Annotated in this window: 18 protein-coding genes; 10 read left to right on the top strand and 8 right to left on the bottom strand. The window is 48.7% G+C overall.

Annotation, left to right across the window (positions count from 1 at the left end; genetic code table 11):
* Nucleotides 1–36: 36 nt before the first annotated feature.
* On the bottom strand, nucleotides 37–876 hold the full coding sequence (locus tag EXIG_RS13925) for an SDR family NAD(P)-dependent oxidoreductase (protein WP_012371607.1): 840 nt from the start codon (nucleotides 874–876) through the stop codon (nucleotides 37–39).
* Nucleotides 877–1,007: 131 nt separating this feature from the next.
* Between EXIG_RS13925 and EXIG_RS13920 the strand changes: the two genes are divergently transcribed.
* From EXIG_RS13920 to EXIG_RS13910, 3 genes are read left to right on the top strand one after another with little or no spacing between them, the layout of a single operon-like run.
* Nucleotides 1,008–1,763, top strand: a complete 756-nt coding sequence (locus tag EXIG_RS13920; RefSeq protein WP_012371606.1) for a DeoR/GlpR family DNA-binding transcription regulator — start codon at nucleotides 1,008–1,010, stop codon at nucleotides 1,761–1,763.
* A 2-nt stretch (nucleotides 1,764–1,765) separates the two neighbouring features.
* Nucleotides 1,766–2,806: a Gfo/Idh/MocA family oxidoreductase gene (locus EXIG_RS13915; RefSeq protein ID WP_012371605.1), complete on the top strand. Its 1,041-nt coding sequence runs from the start codon at nucleotides 1,766–1,768 to the stop codon at nucleotides 2,804–2,806.
* A complete protein-coding gene (locus EXIG_RS13910; protein ID WP_012371604.1) occupies nucleotides 2,803–3,267 on the top strand; it encodes a heme-degrading domain-containing protein in 465 nt (154 codons plus the stop codon). Before EXIG_RS13915 ends, EXIG_RS13910 begins: the two co-directional genes overlap by 4 nt.
* A gap of 251 nt (nucleotides 3,268–3,518) precedes the next feature.
* On the opposite strand, the gene EXIG_RS13905 is transcribed toward EXIG_RS13910, so the two are convergent.
* From EXIG_RS13905 to EXIG_RS13890, 4 genes are all read right to left on the bottom strand, one after another.
* Nucleotides 3,519–3,998 carry a DMT family transporter gene (locus EXIG_RS13905; protein WP_012371603.1) on the bottom strand — a complete coding sequence of 160 codons (480 nt, stop codon included), beginning with the start codon at nucleotides 3,996–3,998 and terminating at the stop codon, nucleotides 3,519–3,521.
* Nucleotides 3,999–4,013: 15 nt separating this feature from the next.
* Nucleotides 4,014–4,442: a DMT family transporter gene (locus EXIG_RS13900; protein ID WP_012371602.1), complete on the bottom strand. Its 429-nt coding sequence runs from the start codon at nucleotides 4,440–4,442 to the stop codon at nucleotides 4,014–4,016.
* Between the two features lie 70 nt (nucleotides 4,443–4,512).
* Complete coding sequence (locus tag EXIG_RS13895; RefSeq protein ID WP_012371601.1) at nucleotides 4,513–4,830, bottom strand: ArsR/SmtB family transcription factor; 318 nt, start codon at nucleotides 4,828–4,830, stop codon at nucleotides 4,513–4,515.
* A 36-nt stretch (nucleotides 4,831–4,866) separates the two neighbouring features.
* The gene (locus tag EXIG_RS13890; RefSeq protein WP_012371600.1) at nucleotides 4,867–5,316 is read right to left on the bottom strand and encodes a GNAT family N-acetyltransferase; all 450 of its coding nucleotides are present in this window, start codon (nucleotides 5,314–5,316) and stop codon (nucleotides 4,867–4,869) included.
* Between the two features lie 158 nt (nucleotides 5,317–5,474).
* On the opposite strand from EXIG_RS13890, the gene rpoE reads away from it, so the two are divergent.
* Nucleotides 5,475–6,011: a DNA-directed RNA polymerase subunit delta gene (gene rpoE, locus EXIG_RS13885; RefSeq protein WP_234944546.1), complete on the top strand. Its 537-nt coding sequence runs from the start codon at nucleotides 5,475–5,477 to the stop codon at nucleotides 6,009–6,011.
* A 254-nt stretch (nucleotides 6,012–6,265) separates the two neighbouring features.
* Nucleotides 6,266–7,861, top strand: coding sequence for a CTP synthase (gene pyrG / locus EXIG_RS13880; RefSeq protein ID WP_012371598.1), 1,596 nt, complete (start codon nucleotides 6,266–6,268; stop codon nucleotides 7,859–7,861).
* Between the two features lie 79 nt (nucleotides 7,862–7,940).
* Here pyrG and EXIG_RS13875 read toward each other — a convergent pair whose 3' ends face one another.
* Entirely contained in the window at nucleotides 7,941–8,450 is a 510-nt protein-coding gene (locus EXIG_RS13875; RefSeq protein ID WP_012371597.1) for a DUF2529 family protein, read from the bottom strand.
* A 93-nt stretch (nucleotides 8,451–8,543) separates the two neighbouring features.
* Between EXIG_RS13875 and EXIG_RS13870 the strand changes: the two genes are divergently transcribed.
* The 5 genes from EXIG_RS13870 to glpX all read left to right on the top strand — a co-directional run bounded on the left by EXIG_RS13870 (nucleotide 8,544) and on the right by glpX (nucleotide 12,989).
* Complete coding sequence (locus EXIG_RS13870; RefSeq protein ID WP_012371596.1) at nucleotides 8,544–8,918, top strand: response regulator; 375 nt, start codon at nucleotides 8,544–8,546, stop codon at nucleotides 8,916–8,918.
* Between the two features lie 132 nt (nucleotides 8,919–9,050).
* The gene (fba, locus tag EXIG_RS13865; protein ID WP_012371595.1) at nucleotides 9,051–9,905 is read left to right on the top strand and encodes a class II fructose-1,6-bisphosphate aldolase; all 855 of its coding nucleotides are present in this window, start codon (nucleotides 9,051–9,053) and stop codon (nucleotides 9,903–9,905) included.
* A 164-nt stretch (nucleotides 9,906–10,069) separates the two neighbouring features.
* Nucleotides 10,070–10,717 (top strand): fructose-6-phosphate aldolase, encoded by a 648-nt coding sequence (gene fsa, locus EXIG_RS13860; RefSeq protein WP_012371594.1) that lies wholly within the window; start codon nucleotides 10,070–10,072, stop codon nucleotides 10,715–10,717.
* 27 nt (nucleotides 10,718–10,744) lie between these two features.
* Nucleotides 10,745–11,992: a UDP-N-acetylglucosamine 1-carboxyvinyltransferase gene (gene murA, locus EXIG_RS13855; RefSeq protein WP_012371593.1), complete on the top strand. Its 1,248-nt coding sequence runs from the start codon at nucleotides 10,745–10,747 to the stop codon at nucleotides 11,990–11,992.
* A 31-nt stretch (nucleotides 11,993–12,023) separates the two neighbouring features.
* Nucleotides 12,024–12,989 carry a class II fructose-bisphosphatase gene (gene glpX / locus EXIG_RS13850; protein WP_041261747.1) on the top strand — a complete coding sequence of 322 codons (966 nt, stop codon included), beginning with the start codon at nucleotides 12,024–12,026 and terminating at the stop codon, nucleotides 12,987–12,989.
* A gap of 595 nt (nucleotides 12,990–13,584) precedes the next feature.
* Here the strand turns inward: glpX and EXIG_RS13845 are convergent.
* On the bottom strand, nucleotides 13,585–14,355 hold the full coding sequence (locus EXIG_RS13845) for an SDR family NAD(P)-dependent oxidoreductase (protein WP_012371591.1): 771 nt from the start codon (nucleotides 14,353–14,355) through the stop codon (nucleotides 13,585–13,587).
* 72 nt (nucleotides 14,356–14,427) lie between these two features.
* Nucleotides 14,428–15,111, bottom strand: coding sequence for a C40 family peptidase (locus EXIG_RS15795; protein WP_012371590.1), 684 nt, complete (start codon nucleotides 15,109–15,111; stop codon nucleotides 14,428–14,430).
* Nucleotides 15,112–15,118: the final 7 nt, after the last annotated feature.

The following is a 15,118-nucleotide window of genomic DNA, read 5'->3' as shown; positions in this document are numbered from 1 at the left end:
AAGGACGAATCTGATATGTTTTGAACAAAAGGGGAATCAGTCTAAATTTAGTGTCAGTTGCCGGGTTTTGAGTGTCCCGACGAGACCGGACGGATCGTTTGCCGTTTTATGGGCGACGAAGGCTTCGTCTTCCGGAGCGGTCCGGACACGCAACGGCTTCTCATCGGCATGGACGAGTTTAAAGATCAACTCGGCGATCGTTTCCGGCGACTGGCGCTCGGCGTGCCGGACGCGGTACGTCCGTAAATAACTTTCGATGATCGGTTTGAAATCATCTTCGTGCAATCCGCCTGTCTGCTCAAGACGGTCGAGGACGCTTGCTGTGAAGTTCGTCTCGACGGCAGCCGGTTCGATCAACGTGACATCGATCGAGAAAAACGGTTTGTAATAAGTAGCTAAGCTTTCGAACAACCCTTCCAGTGCAAACTTGCTGGCACAATAGATTTCGTTCATCGGCTGACCGACCAGTCCGCTGATGCTCGAGGTGGCTAATAAATGACTGCCGTTCGGAGCGGCTTTCAGGAGCGGCAGACAACATTCAATCGTCCGCATGACACCAAACACGTTGATATCAAACAGCTGAGTGATTTCATAACTCGTCGCTTGTCCGAGTGCGCGTAACAAGCCTTGTCCGGCGTTGCAGAATAAAGCATTCAAATGACCAACTTCTTGCTCAATGACGGAGACGGCCTGTTTTAAACTCATCAGGTCCGTGACATCGACTTCAAGGAAATGCAAATGCGGTAAGGCGGCTTTTTCCAGTGCCGGAGTCAGTTCACGGGTTCCGGCATATACCGTCCATCCTTCTTCAGCAAAACGTGTCGCCGTCGCGAGACCGATCCCGGACGAAGCACCGGTAATGAAAATCGTACGCATGCGTCATTCCTCCTCTTGAATTCCAGGTTATACCATTCTTTACCCGAATTGAGCGAAGTTATTTTAAGTAAAAATTGCATTATGTAATGTAAAAACTTAAAATGAAGAAAAAGAGCAGGAGGAAAAGGAAGATGGCTCAACAGGATCGACTTCAACAAATGCGCGAATGGATCAAGACGACACCTGAAATTTCACTTGATCAGCTGATGGGAGAGTACCGGATTTCCCGGGACACAGCCCGGCGTGATTTGATTCAGCTCGAGCGGGAAGGGAAAATCATCCGGGTCAAAAACGGTTTGATCCGTGTCGGGACAAATACGACCATTCAGTATGACCGGCGGACCGAACAGCCGGAAAAGAACCGGATTGCGAAACACGCCGTCCGGTACGTTCAGCCGGACCAAACAATCATCCTCGATGCAGCTTCGACGGTCGCCCGGATGACGGTTCATCTGCCGGCGCAACCGATCCAAATCATTACGAATGCACTAGCTGTCGTCGAACAACTGGAGGCCCGTCCGGAAATTGATTTGTATGTGACCGGAGGAAAATGGGACCGGCATGCACGCAGTTTAGTCGGGATTAAGACAGCGGATGATATTTTGAACTATCAGGTCGACCGTGTATTTCTTGGAGCGTGCGGACTGACGGAACAGGGGGTATTCGCTGAAAATCTGGAAGAAGCCATCGTGAAAAAGGCGATGATCCGCAGTAGCGCGGAAGTGATCGTACTGGCGGACCATACGAAGTTCGAGAAACGTTTTCTGCACAAAGTCTGTGATCTTGATCAGATCGACATCCTGATTACGGATGAACGCCCGACCGAACAATGGCAAAAGTGGCTGCAAGAAGCCGATATCTTGCTCGAAACAGCAGAGGAGGAATAAACATGACGACGATTCAAACGACATTAGTCGGATTCGGATTTTCAGCCGTAACGTTTCATGCACCGCTGATTCAAGCATTGCCCGAATATACGGTCCGGCAAGTCGTATCCAGCCAAGCCGATAAAGTGGCGGCTGTTTTTCCGGAAGCCGCTGTAATCGGAACACTCGAAGAGGCCTTACAGGATGAACAGACGGAACTTGTCATCATCACAACACCGACAGCTTTACATTTTGAGATGGCGAAACAAGCCATCGAAGCTAAAAAACATGTCCTGCTCGAAAAACCGGCCGTCGTGACGATGGAAGAGGCAATCGAACTGCAACGTCTCGCGACGCAACACGGCGTCTCTGTCGCCGTCTATCAAAACCGCCGTTACGACGGCGATTTCCTGACGGTCGAACAATTGGTCGAGATGAATGAAATCGGAGATTGGCAATTAGTCGAATCACGGTTTGACCGCTATCGTCCGGTTGTACGGGATCGCTGGCGGGAAAAAGCAGGACCGGGTTCCGGTATTTTATTTGACCTCGGTTCACACTTGATTGATCAGGCACTCGCTTTGTTCGGGGAACCGGATGCAGTCGTCGGAGATGTCTTATCCCAGCGCGACGGAGCGGAGACGGATGATGGATTCCACATTACGTTATTTTACGGAAAGCGTCGCGTCATCCTGCGGTCCAATTCCTTTATCCAAGGGGCAACGCCGCGGTTTGAATTGCATGCGACACGCGGAAGTTATCTCAAATACGGAATGGATCCGCAGGAAGCGCGCCTTGCGTCCGGACAGACGGTTGATGCTGCAATTGGTCAGGAGGAAACCGTGAATTACGGATATCTGCAAATTGCGGATCATCCGGCGGAACGATTAGCGACACTTCCGGGGAATTATCTTGGTTTTTACAAAGCACTTGCTGAAGGTTTGAAGACGGGTGACGTGCCGGTCGATTTGACGGATGCACTCAAGACGATGCAAATTATCGAAGCCGTTCGCTTGAGCAGCGAGACGGGACGGAAGATTTTCCGGAAGGAGTGGGAGCAATGAATCTGACGGAATTATTGGCGCAGGAAGAGACACTGACGTTACGTCATTTTACGAATCACGATGCATTGCGGGCCGGACAATACGTCATCGACCGGGCTTTGCGGGAGCAACTTAGCGTCGCCGTCGAATTGAAACGGAACGGACAACGGCTGTTTTATGCGGCACTCGACGGAACGGCACCGGATCAGGAAGAATGGATCCGGCGGAAATCGAACGTCGTCCTTCGTCACGGACACAGTTCGCTTTACATGCGACTGTATAACGAAAGTAAAAACCGGTCGTATTATAAGATGTATGCGGTCGATCCGGCCGACTATGCCGACGCCGGCGGATCGTTTCCGGTCCGGGTCGCGGGTGTCGGTGTCATCGGAACGATTACCGTATCGGGCTTATCGCAGGAAGCGGATCATCAGCTCGCGGTGGAAGCGCTGACGTATTTAAACGAAAGCAGGGCGGACTGAAAAGTGGATGTTATACAAATCAGGGGGTGACAGATTTCAAGTCTGTCACCCCCATGGGCGTGTTCAAAAGGAATCACTCTTTCATGCGACTCCTACAGGAAAAAGCGCAGGTTGTCTTGCGCTGTCAGAGACAGACAAGACCCACTTTCACGCCTCATTGAGGCGGAGAAGTTGGCTTGTGTCTCGCCTGAGGAAAGCGCGTGAAAGGAGTAGTGATTCCTTTTAGATTAGTCATGTTTTGGATATCATAATCAAGAAGCCATCGAGTCGGAAGCAGGCGCTTCGACCCGGCGCTTGTTGCCGCGGTAAATAAAGAACAAGGCGGCGAGCATAAACAACAGACCGGCAAAACGTTTCAAATCAAACGCGACTTCGACGCCGCCGAATGTTCCGAAGTGGTCAAGCACCATTCCGGCCGACAACTGTCCGATGACGGTTGCGATACTGGCTGCCGTCACCCCGATTTTCGGGACGGAGAGAATGGTCAGGAACAGATAACTGACACCGAACCAGACGGCACTGAGCTGCCACCGGGGTGCATCAAGAATTAACAGGACATCTCCTTGTCCGAAAAAGAGGACGGCGAGTGCAAGCAGGAGCATGCCGGTGAAAAAAGTTAAAAATGTACTTTCCAGTGCGCCGGCTTTTTGACCGAAGGCACCGTTGATTGAAGACTGGGCACTGAGGAGAATTCCTCCGAGCAGTGTCATGCCGAGTAATGCGATATTCATCAAGTTTCCTCCTTCTTAGAAAATCAAAAATAGCGCGACGACCATCAGGCCGGATGCGATTAATTTGTCTTTGTTGATGGCGACGCGGGGACTTCCGAGCCATCCTTTATGTTCAATGACCATGCTGGCGATCATCTGACCGATGATGACGCTGATCATGGCGAGACCGACACCGACGAGCGGGATGCTGATGATCAGGATCGTCAAATAAATACTTCCGAGTAATCCGCCGAGCAACGTCCATTTCGGAGCTTTGAATGTATAGCCAAGCGAACCTTTTCCAAAGAAAAGGGTGATGATGCCGATGATGATTGTACCGGCAAAGAAATTATAAAAGCTGCTTTCGAGTTTACCGATACTGTTACCAAGCTCCCCGTAGATGGCGCCTTCGATACTGAGCGCAATCCCGGCAAGTAAAGCCAACAGGTAATAAATGAATTTCACAATCCGTTCCTTCTTTCTTTTCCAAATCTACATATCGAGAATTGTCGATATATGAACAAAGGAAAACCCCTTAGAGTTCTCCTTTTAGATACTCTGCCAACTCGTTAATCTTTTCTTCATTTCGACGGTAATACGTCCACTTGCCGTGACGTTCGGATTCGAGCAATCCGACTTTTTGTAACATCGCCAAGTACTGGGATACCGTGGATTGGGACAGGTTGGCCTTCTCCTGGATATCACCGACACAGACGCCTCCTTTTTCAGCGAGATTCGTTGACAAGTGAGCAGCCGGTTTGTTGAAATGAGTCTCTGGATCCTTGAGCCAGCGTAAGATGTCGAGACGGACTTCGTTCGACAACGCTTTAAAAAGATCTACTTGTTGTGTCATGCCATCAATCTAATCGATACTTTCCGATATGTCAATTCATCGGTTTGAGTCGGCAAAAGCGGTTTTATCCAAAGTGTGCGTGATTTTTTCACCGGAAACGAGTTGAAATCCGAGACCTTGATAAAACGGATCGGCCTGTTCGCTGTATAAGACGAGTCGGTCATACGTCAAAAAGGCTTCAGACATGATTTTTTCAAGCAATGCCGTCCCGATTCCATGTGACCGGGCTTCCGGCAAGACATAGACATGACGGATCCGGCCGGTTCGGGCTTGACCGGATTGTTTCATATATCCGCCGCACGCGAGGACTTGATTGGTTGTCGACAGGGCGACGAACATCGCTTCCCCGTCTTCTTGAAACGATTCCTCCCGGCGGTTGCGTAACATTCGCTCGACGAGTTGGAATCCTTCCTGCGAACTTTTAGCGAGCAACGGAAGCCAGTTGTATCCATCAAAGTCGTTTACCCGTTCAATTGTCACATCCATCCGTGATTCCTCCTTCTTTTCTCTTGGATTATTCCTTTTTCAGGCCCCTCAAAAACCCAATTTTCTTTTTCGATGAATCTTTTTTTACGAGAGACTGGATTTTTAAAAGCCCTTTTGCGTATAATGAGAAGTAATGGATTGAACGCAAATGAAAGGAAGTGGCCGTCACAATGAGCCTCAGCCGTTTAAGTAAAGAAGAAATTACTGATCTTTCACTGATTAACTTCGTCAATGAAATGCTGCAAGAAGCGGGCGAACAGCCTATTACTTTCGATGACATCACAAAAGAAATCGAAAAATATCATACGTTTAAAAATGAAGAGGATAAGTTCGAGAAACTTGCCCAACTTTATACGGACATGAACATCGACGGAAACTTCGTTAACGTCGGAGCTAACCGTTGGTCGCTTCGTGCATGGTATCCGTTCGATAAATCGGACGAGGACTTGGTCATCGAAGCGCGTCAACGCGGTGAACTCGATGAGTTCGAAGAAGAGTTTAACTACGATGCAGAAGAAGATGAGTTCGAGACGATCGAAGATGATCTCGATACATTCGCGAAAACTGCTGATTATGATGCAGCAGATGACAGCGAAGAAGATACATTCAAAAAAGTTGCGGTCATTGATGACCTCGAAGACGATTTGGATGAAGAAGACCTCGAAGATTTCGAGGAAGATGACGAAGAAGTTTAACAACCGCAACCTGCCATTTTTGAACATGAAAATGGTAGTTTTTTCGTTGACGGCTGACACAGGTACGTGTGATTTTTGTCTTTAAAAAATCTGCTTGACGAAGTTTTCGGAATGACGTAAGTTAGTCATGGGCTTCTTTAAGCAACGTGCTTAATTTCAGCAAAAGTGTCTCCTGTGAATGGGGGCACTTTTGCTTTTTTATTTTTTAACGACCTCTGACAGATTTCTGGACTCGAGAAGGGAGCAATTTAATCATGACAAAGTATATTTTCGTAACCGGTGGGGTAGTATCTTCGCTCGGTAAAGGGATCACGGCAGCATCACTCGCTCGTCTCTTGAAAAACCGTGGCCTGAACGTCACGATCCAAAAATTCGACCCGTACATCAACATCGACCCGGGAACGATGAGCCCGTACCAGCACGGCGAAGTGTTCGTCACGGATGACGGTGCTGAAACGGACCTTGACCTTGGTCACTACGAACGGTTCATCGACATTAACCTCAGCCAAAATGCAAACGTGACATCCGGCCGGATCTACTCGACGGTTCTGAAAAAAGAACGTCGCGGGGATTACAACGGTGGAACGGTTCAGGTCATTCCGCACATCACGAATGAAATCAAAGACCGTGTCTTCCGTGCCGGAAAAGAAACGGGCGCAGATGTCGTCATCACAGAGATTGGTGGAACAGTAGGGGATATCGAATCGCTTCCGTTCATCGAAGCCATTCGTCAGGTGAAAAACGATATTGGGAAAGAAAACGTCATGTACGTTCACTGTACACTCGTTCCGTATCTTGCCGCTGCAGGCGAGCTGAAGACGAAACCGACACAACACAGTGTTAAAGAACTCCGCAGCTACGGTATTCAGCCGGATATCATCGTGCTTCGTGCCGAGCATGATGTACCACAAGAAATGAAAGATAAAATTGCTCTCTTCTGTGATACACGTCCGGAAGCCGTCATCGAAGCGAAGGATGCATCGACACTCTATGAAGTACCGCTTAATCTGCAACGTCAAGGCATGGACCAACTCGTCTGTGACTACTTCAAATTCGATACACCGGCTGCTGACATGACTGCTTGGAAGCAACTTGTCCACACCGTGACACACCTCGAGAAGAAAACGAAAATCGCTCTCGTCGGGAAATATGTCGAACTCCGTGATGCGTACATCTCGGTTGCAGAAGCTTTGAAACACGCCGGTTTCGCCTTTAACAGCGACATCGAAATCGACTGGATCAATGCAGAAGACGTCACGCGTGACAACGTTCAGGAATTACTCGGTTCAGCAAATGGAATCCTTGTCCCGGGCGGATTCGGAGAACGTGGAATCGAAGGGAAAATCGAAGCGACACGTTTTGCCCGTGAAAACAACGTCCCGTTCTTCGGAATTTGCCTCGGTATGCAACTGGCGACAGTTGAGTTCGCCCGTAACGTCTTGAATCTTGAAGGTGCCCACTCGGCGGAAATCGATCCGGCGACACCGTATCCGATCATCGATTTGTTGCCGGAACAAAAAGACATCGAAGATCTCGGCGGAACACTTCGTCTTGGTCTGTATCCGTGTAAGCTTGAAGACGGTTCAAAAGCGCGTGCTGCTTATTCGAGTGAACTCGTTTACGAACGTCACCGTCACCGTTATGAGTTCGGCAACGAATTCCGTGAACAGTTCGAAGCGAACGGCATGATCTTCTCTGGTACGAGCCCGGATGGCCGTCTCGTTGAAATCATCGAAATCCCGGAACACAAATGGTTCGTCGCTTGTCAGTTCCACCCGGAATTGATTTCGCGTCCGGAACGTCCGCAAGCCTTGTTCCATGACTTCATCCAGGCATCACTTGGTGAGTAAGAATTAAAGTGAATGACCAACAACCCTGTTTCCAAATCGGAGACAGGGTTGTTTAGTTTATTACTATAGAAGAAAAGCGTCATTCCCACTCTTCCGTCATCTCTTGTAACTGTGTCAAAATATGCGTCAACAGGAAGGCACCCAGTGCCAGACTCGGCAAACCATGACGGGAACCGTCCTCAGCCGGAAGCAATCCTTTATCGAATTTCAGAGCGAGCGGTGCAATCGACCGTTCGAGTGTTTCCGTCACATCACCAAGTGTGATGATTGAATACGGCGTATGCCATGCATCATAGCGGGCAAGTGACGCGAGTAGATCGGACCGTTCCGTATCCGGTGTGAAAATCAACACCCGGTCGACGGCATGCAACGTTTTATGATCCTTAATTTTCGTGACACGCTTCATCTGGTCCGGACCGTCGGACAGCATCGGATACAGTCCTTCAAACTCGCCGTAGGCATCGAGATAGACTTTTCCTTGACCGACGAGTGCCTGCGCAAGCAGACGGACGACATCGAATAATTCGTCTTCCTGTTTTGTAAGCGTTTGTAGTTTTCCATTGAATTGTGTCGCTAAAATTTTCAGCATTTCTAACATCCTTTCTAAATTTCTCTCACACACAGTATATAGCAAGTTTTGCTTTCATGTAGAATGGAAATAACTAGAGGAGGAGTGTGGGAGATGAAAGGAAGATTACTCATCGCGGAAGATGAACCGGGGATTCGGAATTTACTGGCACAATTGTTTCAGGCGCAAGGATATACGATCGATGTCGCCGTCGATGGTCTTGAGACGATTGAACGGCTCAAGGAGACGGAATACGATTTGTTATTGATGGATGTCAACATGCCGGGGCGGACCGGTCTTGAAGTCCTGCGTCATCAGGATGAGGTCGGACGACGGATCCGCACGATTCTGATGACCGCTTTAGACGAAAAAGAAGCGATGGATGAAGCGAAACGACTCGGTGTCGTTGCCTTCTTCGGCAAACCGTTCGACATCTTTGAATTAAAAAAAGAAGTGACTGTGCAAATTTCGAACGATGTAAGCGGTTAATCCTTCACGTCGTCGTCACAATCCTAAATTCGGAGTGAAATGCTGTACGTTCTGGTGAATCAGTGTGTTATAATCAGTCTGAAAATGCACGTTTACGTGTAAGTAGCGATCAAAACAGAGGAGGATGTCATTATGCCATTAGTATCTATGACAGACATGTTAAACAAAGCTCTCGAAGGTAAGTACGCAGTAGGTCAATTCAACATCAACAACCTCGAGTGGACTCAAGCAGTACTCGGTGCAGCTCAAGAAGAGCAGTCACCAGTTATTCTTGGAGTATCTGAAGGTGCAGCACGTCACATGGGCGGATTCTACACTGTTGTTAAAATGGTAGAAGGTCTCGTTCACGACATGAAAGTAACAGTTCCTGTTGCAATCCACCTCGACCACGGTTCGAGCGTTGAAAAATGTAAAGAAGCGATCGACGCTGGATTTACATCTGTAATGATCGACGATTCACATAGCCCGATCGACACAAACATCGAAACAACAAAAGCTGTTGTTGAGTATGCGCATTCGAAAGGTGTTTCAGTAGAAGCGGAAGTTGGTACAGTTGGCGGACAAGAAGACGACGTCATCGGTGATGTCATGTACGCGAAACTTGACGACTGCGTTCGTATCGTCAAAGAAACTGGTATCGATACGCTTGCTCCTGCACTCGGTTCTGTTCACGGACCATACAAAGGTGAACCAAACCTTGGTTTCACTGAAATGGAAGAAATCCGTAACGCAACAAACCTTCCACTCGTTCTTCACGGTGGAACAGGAATCCCGACACACGATATCGAAAAAGCAATTTCGCTTGGTACTTCGAAAATCAACGTCAACACGGAAAACCAAATTTCGTTCGCGAAAGTGGTTCGTGAAGTCTTGGCTGAGAAACCAGAAGCATATGACCCACGCGTATTCATCGCACCAGGTCGCGAAGCAATCAAACAAACTGTCATCGGTAAGATGCGTGAGTTCGGTTCAAGCAACAAAGCTTAATTTTCCATGCCTAAAGCACGATAGACACTCGTCTATCGTGCTTTTTTTCATCTAAATCAGCAGATTGTTTTGGAAAACGTTAGGACTTCTCACCGAAAAAATTTATAATGGAGGAGTAAGCGATTTCAAGTGATACTTTAAGGGATGAAAGGGGAAAGAGAGAGATGAGATTTTTTATCGACACAGCAAACGTAGAGGATATTAAAAAAGCACATAAAATGGGGATTTTAGATGGGGTTACGACAAACCCGTCACTCGTCGCAAAAGAAGGCGTCGATTTCCATACACGACTGCGCGAAATCTGTGAGATCGTCGGAGACGTCTCAGTCAGCGCTGAAGTCATTGCCCTCGATGCAGAAGGAATGATTCGGGAAGGGAAGGAACTTGCTCAGATTGCACCGAACATTACGGTAAAGGTTCCGATGACACCGGCAGGACTTGAGGCTGTTGCAGCACTTTCAAAAGAAAACATCACGACGAACGTCACGTTGATCTTCAATCCGAACCAGGCCTTGCTTGCGGCACGTGCCGGCGCGACATACGTATCGCCGTTCCTCGGTCGTCTGGATGATATCGGGCAAGACGGAATGGGGCTTGTCGAAACGATTGCCCAAATCTTCGTCATTCATGATATTCCGACACAAATCATCGCGGCTTCTGTTCGTAATCCGGTTCACGTCACGAATGCGGCGCTCGCTGGAGCAGACATTGCGACGATTCCGCTTAATGTCATTGAATCACTGACGCAACACCCGTTAACGACGCAGGGAATCGAACGTTTCCTGGCTGACTGGGAAAAAGCGCAGCAATAACAGATTGTAGAGAAAGGTTGATGGAATGTGGACATTTTGCATATCGTAGGACAACAACGTCTTGAAGGAACCGTCATGATCAGTGGATCGAAACAGAGTGCGATTCCGTGTCTCGCGGCAGCACTGCTGACCAATCAACAGGTCATTCTTGAGGGGGTACCGGACATTGGCGATGTCGCGACGATGATCCAAATCATTGAGATGCTTGGAGCTGTCGTAACACGTCAAGGCGATATGGTGACGATTGACCCGAGTCATGTCGAACCGATGCCGCTCACCGGGACGGATACACGAAAATTACGTGGATCCATTTACCTGATGAGTGTTCTCGCGGCGCGATTCAAACAGGGGGTCGTCGGTCTGCCCGGTGGTTATGCCATCGGTCCTCGACCGATTGATTTACACATCAAGGCACTGGAACGACTCGGTGTCGAGATGCGAAATGAACAAGGGGTTTACTACATGAACGTCGAAGAGTTGAAGGGAAACCGGATTTATCTGGACCTTCCTTCATTCGGTGCGACCATTAGTGCCTTGCTGGTCGCTGTCATGGCGGAAGGAACGACGGTCATTGAAAATGCAGCGTGTGATCCGGAAGTCATCGACGTGAGTACGATGTTGACGAACATGGGTGCGAGTGTCAAAGGTGCAGGGACCGATGAGATTCGAATCAAAGGCGTCGAGACGCTTCAAGGATGCCGTCATACGTTAATTCCGGACCGGATGGAAGCAGGGACGTTCCTGGCAATGGGAGCCGTCCTCGGCCGCGTGACGGTTGATAACGTCATTCCGTTACATCTTGAAAGCATCATTCAAAAGTTGGAACGGTTCGGGGCTAAAATCGAGTTGGCGGATGATTCGGTCACAGCGTCCATCGATATGGCGAAACCGATTGATATTCGTGTCTTTCATTACGGAGGATTTCCGAGTGATCTGCAACCGGTCATTTCGGCTGTCCTGTTGAAACCGAAAGGCGCAAGTGTCGTCGTCGACAAGCTGTATCCGCAACGTTTCCGGCATGTCCAGGAAATGCGGCGCCTGAATGCACGGATTACCCACGAAGACGCTTCAATCATCATCCGCGGCGGTGAAGCATTGCGCGGCACTGAAATTGAAGCCCATGATCCACGTGGTGCCGCGGCACTCGTGTTAAGTGGAATGCTTGCTTCCGGTGAAACGTTATTACACCATGCAGAAGTACTTGATCAAAGCTACGAACGGTTTGACGAGAAGTTAAAAGGACTCGGCGCTCTTGTTTGGCGCGAAACGGTTTAAGGTTTTCAGTTAGGGAGAGGGGATTATACACATGGAGAGAAGTTTATCGATGGAACTCGTACGCGTAACAGAGGCAGCAGCACTGGCTTCGGCACGCTGGATGGGGAAGGGCTTGAAAAACGAGGCGGATGATGCAGCAACCAGCGCCATGCGTGATGTATTTGATACGATCCCGATGAAAGGAACAGTCGTCATCGGCGAAGGGGAAATGGATGAGGCACCGATGCTGTATATCGGTGAGAAACTCGGAAATGGATACGGACCGCGTCTTGATGTCGCAGTTGATCCGCTTGAGGGGACGAACATCGTCGCCAAAGGAACATGGGGTGCACTCGCAGTTCTTGCAGTCGCAGATGCCGGTGATTTGTTACACGCACCGGATATGTACATGGATAAAATTGCGGTCGGACCGGAAGCAGCGGGACATATCAGCTTAGATGCGACAATCGAAGAAAACATCGCTGCAGTCGCAAAAGCGAAAAACAAAGAAATCGAAGACGTCGTCGTCTCGATTCTTGACCGGGAACGCCATGAAGAAATCATTCAACGTATTCGCGCAACAGGGGCCCGGATTCGTTTGATTGGTGACGGAGATGTCGCGGCAGCCATCAATACAGCTTTCCCGCACACCGGGATTGATATTCTGCTCGGTTCAGGCGGGGCGCCGGAAGGTGTTCTTGCAGCCGTTGCCTTAAAATGTCTCGGCGGAGAACTTCAAGGCCGTCTCTTGCCGGCGGATGAAGCAGAAGTCGCACGATGCAAGAAGATGGGCATCGAAGATCCGTCGAAAATCCTTATGATGGATGATCTTGTCACGGGAGATGACTGCATCTTCGCAGCAACCGGTGTCACAGACAGCGAGTTGATGAAAGGTGTTCAGTTCACGGCACAAGGCGGTCAAACGCACTCGGTCGTCATGCGGGCGAAGTCGGGAACGGTTCGTTTCGTTGAAGGTATTCACTCGTTCAAGAAAAAACCGAAGCTTGTGATTAAGTAATCGTTTCGATGGTCTTATCAAAAGAATCTACGTTTTCTTCACCTGCTTTCCTCGGGCGAGACACAAGCTGCGCCTACTTTGTCCAAATGGACAAGTAGTCGGGTCTCGTTTGTCTCTGACAGCGCGGAAAAACTGCGCTTTTTCCCGTAGGAGTCGCGTGAAGAACGTCATTCTTTTTAAATCGATGATGTATTGCACAAGGGAGATGGATTTTCGTAAATTCGAAAATCCACCTCCCTTTTTGCATGCAGAGAGTAAAAGATTTCGTTTGAAATGCTTGGTGGTGCATTGAACTTCCCTGTCCGAGAAAACAGAGCTGACTCAAACGTCAGTCTTTACAAAGATGAGGGTGGCAGATTATTATTCTGCCACCCTCATTCCGTTTAAACAGGGATCACTTACTTCACGCCACTTCTACAAGAAAAAGCAGCGAGCTTGCGCTGTCAGAGACAAACAAGACCCGGTTTCCTGCCTGGATGAGGCAGGCTGGCTTGTGTCTCGCCTGAGGAAAGGGCGTGAAAAGACGAGGGATCTCTGTTTGAGTCAACCTTGTTTGATTATTGTATGCCGGAACTGTTTGTCGCAAGAAACTCTATTAATGATTGGCCGGAGCCTGCAACTGATGTGTCATCTGAACGAGTTTCCGGCGGGAGAAGAAACGGGTCATGAAGACATAAACCGTATTACTGCGACCCGGAATGACAAGTGTTTTTCCGTTCATGTATCCGTCGAAGGAAAGTTGCGCGACGGTTGGCGCGTCCATGATGCCGGGACGCTTAAACAATCCGGACGTTGCTAAATCGGCCGTTTTGGCGAAATCCGTATGCGTCGCTCCCGGACAAACCGCTGTCACTTGAATGTTGTAGGGGGCGAGCTCGTCTGCCAAAGCTTCCGAAAAACTGAGGACGTACGCTTTTGTCGCATAATAGACGCTCATCAAAGGACCGCCGTGAAAAGACGAGGTCGAAGCAATCTGAATGATCCGTCCGCCACCCTGTATTTTCATTCGCCGGGCAAAAGCTTTCGTCAAATGTGTCAGTGCCCGGATATTGACGTCAATCATATTGAGTTCGCGTGCTAAATCCGTCTCGATGAATTCCCCGTACAGACCAAACCCGGCATTGTTGATTAAAATATCGACCGGAGTGTTCTCTGTCGCACGTAACAGGGCTTTAATTTGAAGCGATTGCCCGATATCATATGGAAGCACGACGGCAGATCCACCGCGTTGTTCGACAAAGTGTTTCGTTTCGAAAAGTTGTTCGGCGTTCCGTCCGACCAGTAACAGATGATCTCCCTGTTCCGCATGCAGATAAGCCAGTTCGCGACCGATTCCGGCAGATGCGCCGGTGATTAATACGTTCATGACATGTCCTCCTTAGATAATCGGGTAGAAAAAAAGCGATCGAGCCGATGCTCAACCGCTTGGTAATTTCAATTATAGGTATGAACCCGCGCCGACAAGGCGTGAACCCCAGTAACCTGATTTGAAGCTAGAGTATTTAACGCCGCCTGTTTCTGAGTTAACCATGCTTGTTTTGCTTGTTGCCATACCGACGTGCTGAATGCCGCTACCGTGTGAGAAGAAAACAAGATCTCCAGGTTGAACGTTTGAAACACTTACTTTTCTAGAAGAAGCATATTGTGAAGAAGACGTACGTGGTAATGTTTTGCCTGCTGCTTTTTTGTAGACGTAGCTTGTGAAACCAGAGCAGTCAAATCCACGAGTTGTCGTTCCGCCCCATACATAAGGAGTTCCTTTATGTTTTGCTGCTTCGCTTAGAAGGCGTGTACGTGTTGAAGATGAAGTTGTTGATTTTTTAGCCGTTGAAGTAGAAGACTTATATGTTTTCGTATACTGTGTCGAAACGTAACGTGTTTTCCCACCGTATGAAATTTTAGTCCAGCTGCCTGATTTACCTTTGTATGTAAATGTTTGGCCTGCGTTTACTTTACCAACGATGCTTGCTTTTGTAGAAGGGCCCGTACGAACACGTAATCCGCTGTCTGTGATCTTAACTTTAGTTACTGTAGAAGCTGCTTCAACCTTACCTGTTCCCACTGATGCAAATCCTGAAACCACTAATGCTGCTGTCGCGACCGATGCTAGAAAACGTTTCATATGTGAA

Source organism: Exiguobacterium artemiae 255-15 (assembly GCF_000019905.1).
GTDB lineage: Bacteria > Bacillota > Bacilli > Exiguobacteriales > Exiguobacteriaceae > Exiguobacterium_A > Exiguobacterium_A artemiae.
Note: the sequence above shows the minus strand (reverse complement) of the source record. Positions and strands in the feature narration are given on the sequence as shown.

Coding starts and splice junctions, on each gene's coding strand:
- EXIG_RS13925 (WP_012371607.1), bottom strand. CDS start 876: ATGCGTACGATTTTCATTACCGGTGCTTCGTCCGGGATCGGTCTCGCG.
- EXIG_RS13920 (WP_012371606.1), top strand. CDS start 1,008: ATGGCTCAACAGGATCGACTTCAACAAATGCGCGAATGGATCAAGACG.
- EXIG_RS13915 (WP_012371605.1), top strand. CDS start 1,766: ATGACGACGATTCAAACGACATTAGTCGGATTCGGATTTTCAGCCGTA.
- EXIG_RS13910 (WP_012371604.1), top strand. CDS start 2,803: ATGAATCTGACGGAATTATTGGCGCAGGAAGAGACACTGACGTTACGT.
- EXIG_RS13905 (WP_012371603.1), bottom strand. CDS start 3,998: ATGAATATCGCATTACTCGGCATGACACTGCTCGGAGGAATTCTCCTC.
- EXIG_RS13895 (WP_012371601.1), bottom strand. CDS start 4,830: ATGACACAACAAGTAGATCTTTTTAAAGCGTTGTCGAACGAAGTCCGT.
- EXIG_RS13890 (WP_012371600.1), bottom strand. CDS start 5,316: ATGGATGTGACAATTGAACGGGTAAACGACTTTGATGGATACAACTGG.
- pyrG (WP_012371598.1), top strand. CDS start 6,266: ATGACAAAGTATATTTTCGTAACCGGTGGGGTAGTATCTTCGCTCGGT.
- EXIG_RS13875 (WP_012371597.1), bottom strand. CDS start 8,450: ATGCTGAAAATTTTAGCGACACAATTCAATGGAAAACTACAAACGCTT.
- EXIG_RS13870 (WP_012371596.1), top strand. CDS start 8,544: ATGAAAGGAAGATTACTCATCGCGGAAGATGAACCGGGGATTCGGAAT.
- fba (WP_012371595.1), top strand. CDS start 9,051: ATGCCATTAGTATCTATGACAGACATGTTAAACAAAGCTCTCGAAGGT.
- fsa (WP_012371594.1), top strand. CDS start 10,070: ATGAGATTTTTTATCGACACAGCAAACGTAGAGGATATTAAAAAAGCA.
- glpX (WP_041261747.1), top strand. CDS start 12,024: ATGGAGAGAAGTTTATCGATGGAACTCGTACGCGTAACAGAGGCAGCA.
- EXIG_RS13845 (WP_012371591.1), bottom strand. CDS start 14,355: ATGAACGTATTAATCACCGGCGCATCTGCCGGAATCGGTCGCGAACTG.
- EXIG_RS15795 (WP_012371590.1), bottom strand. CDS start 15,111: ATGAAACGTTTTCTAGCATCGGTCGCGACAGCAGCATTAGTGGTTTCA.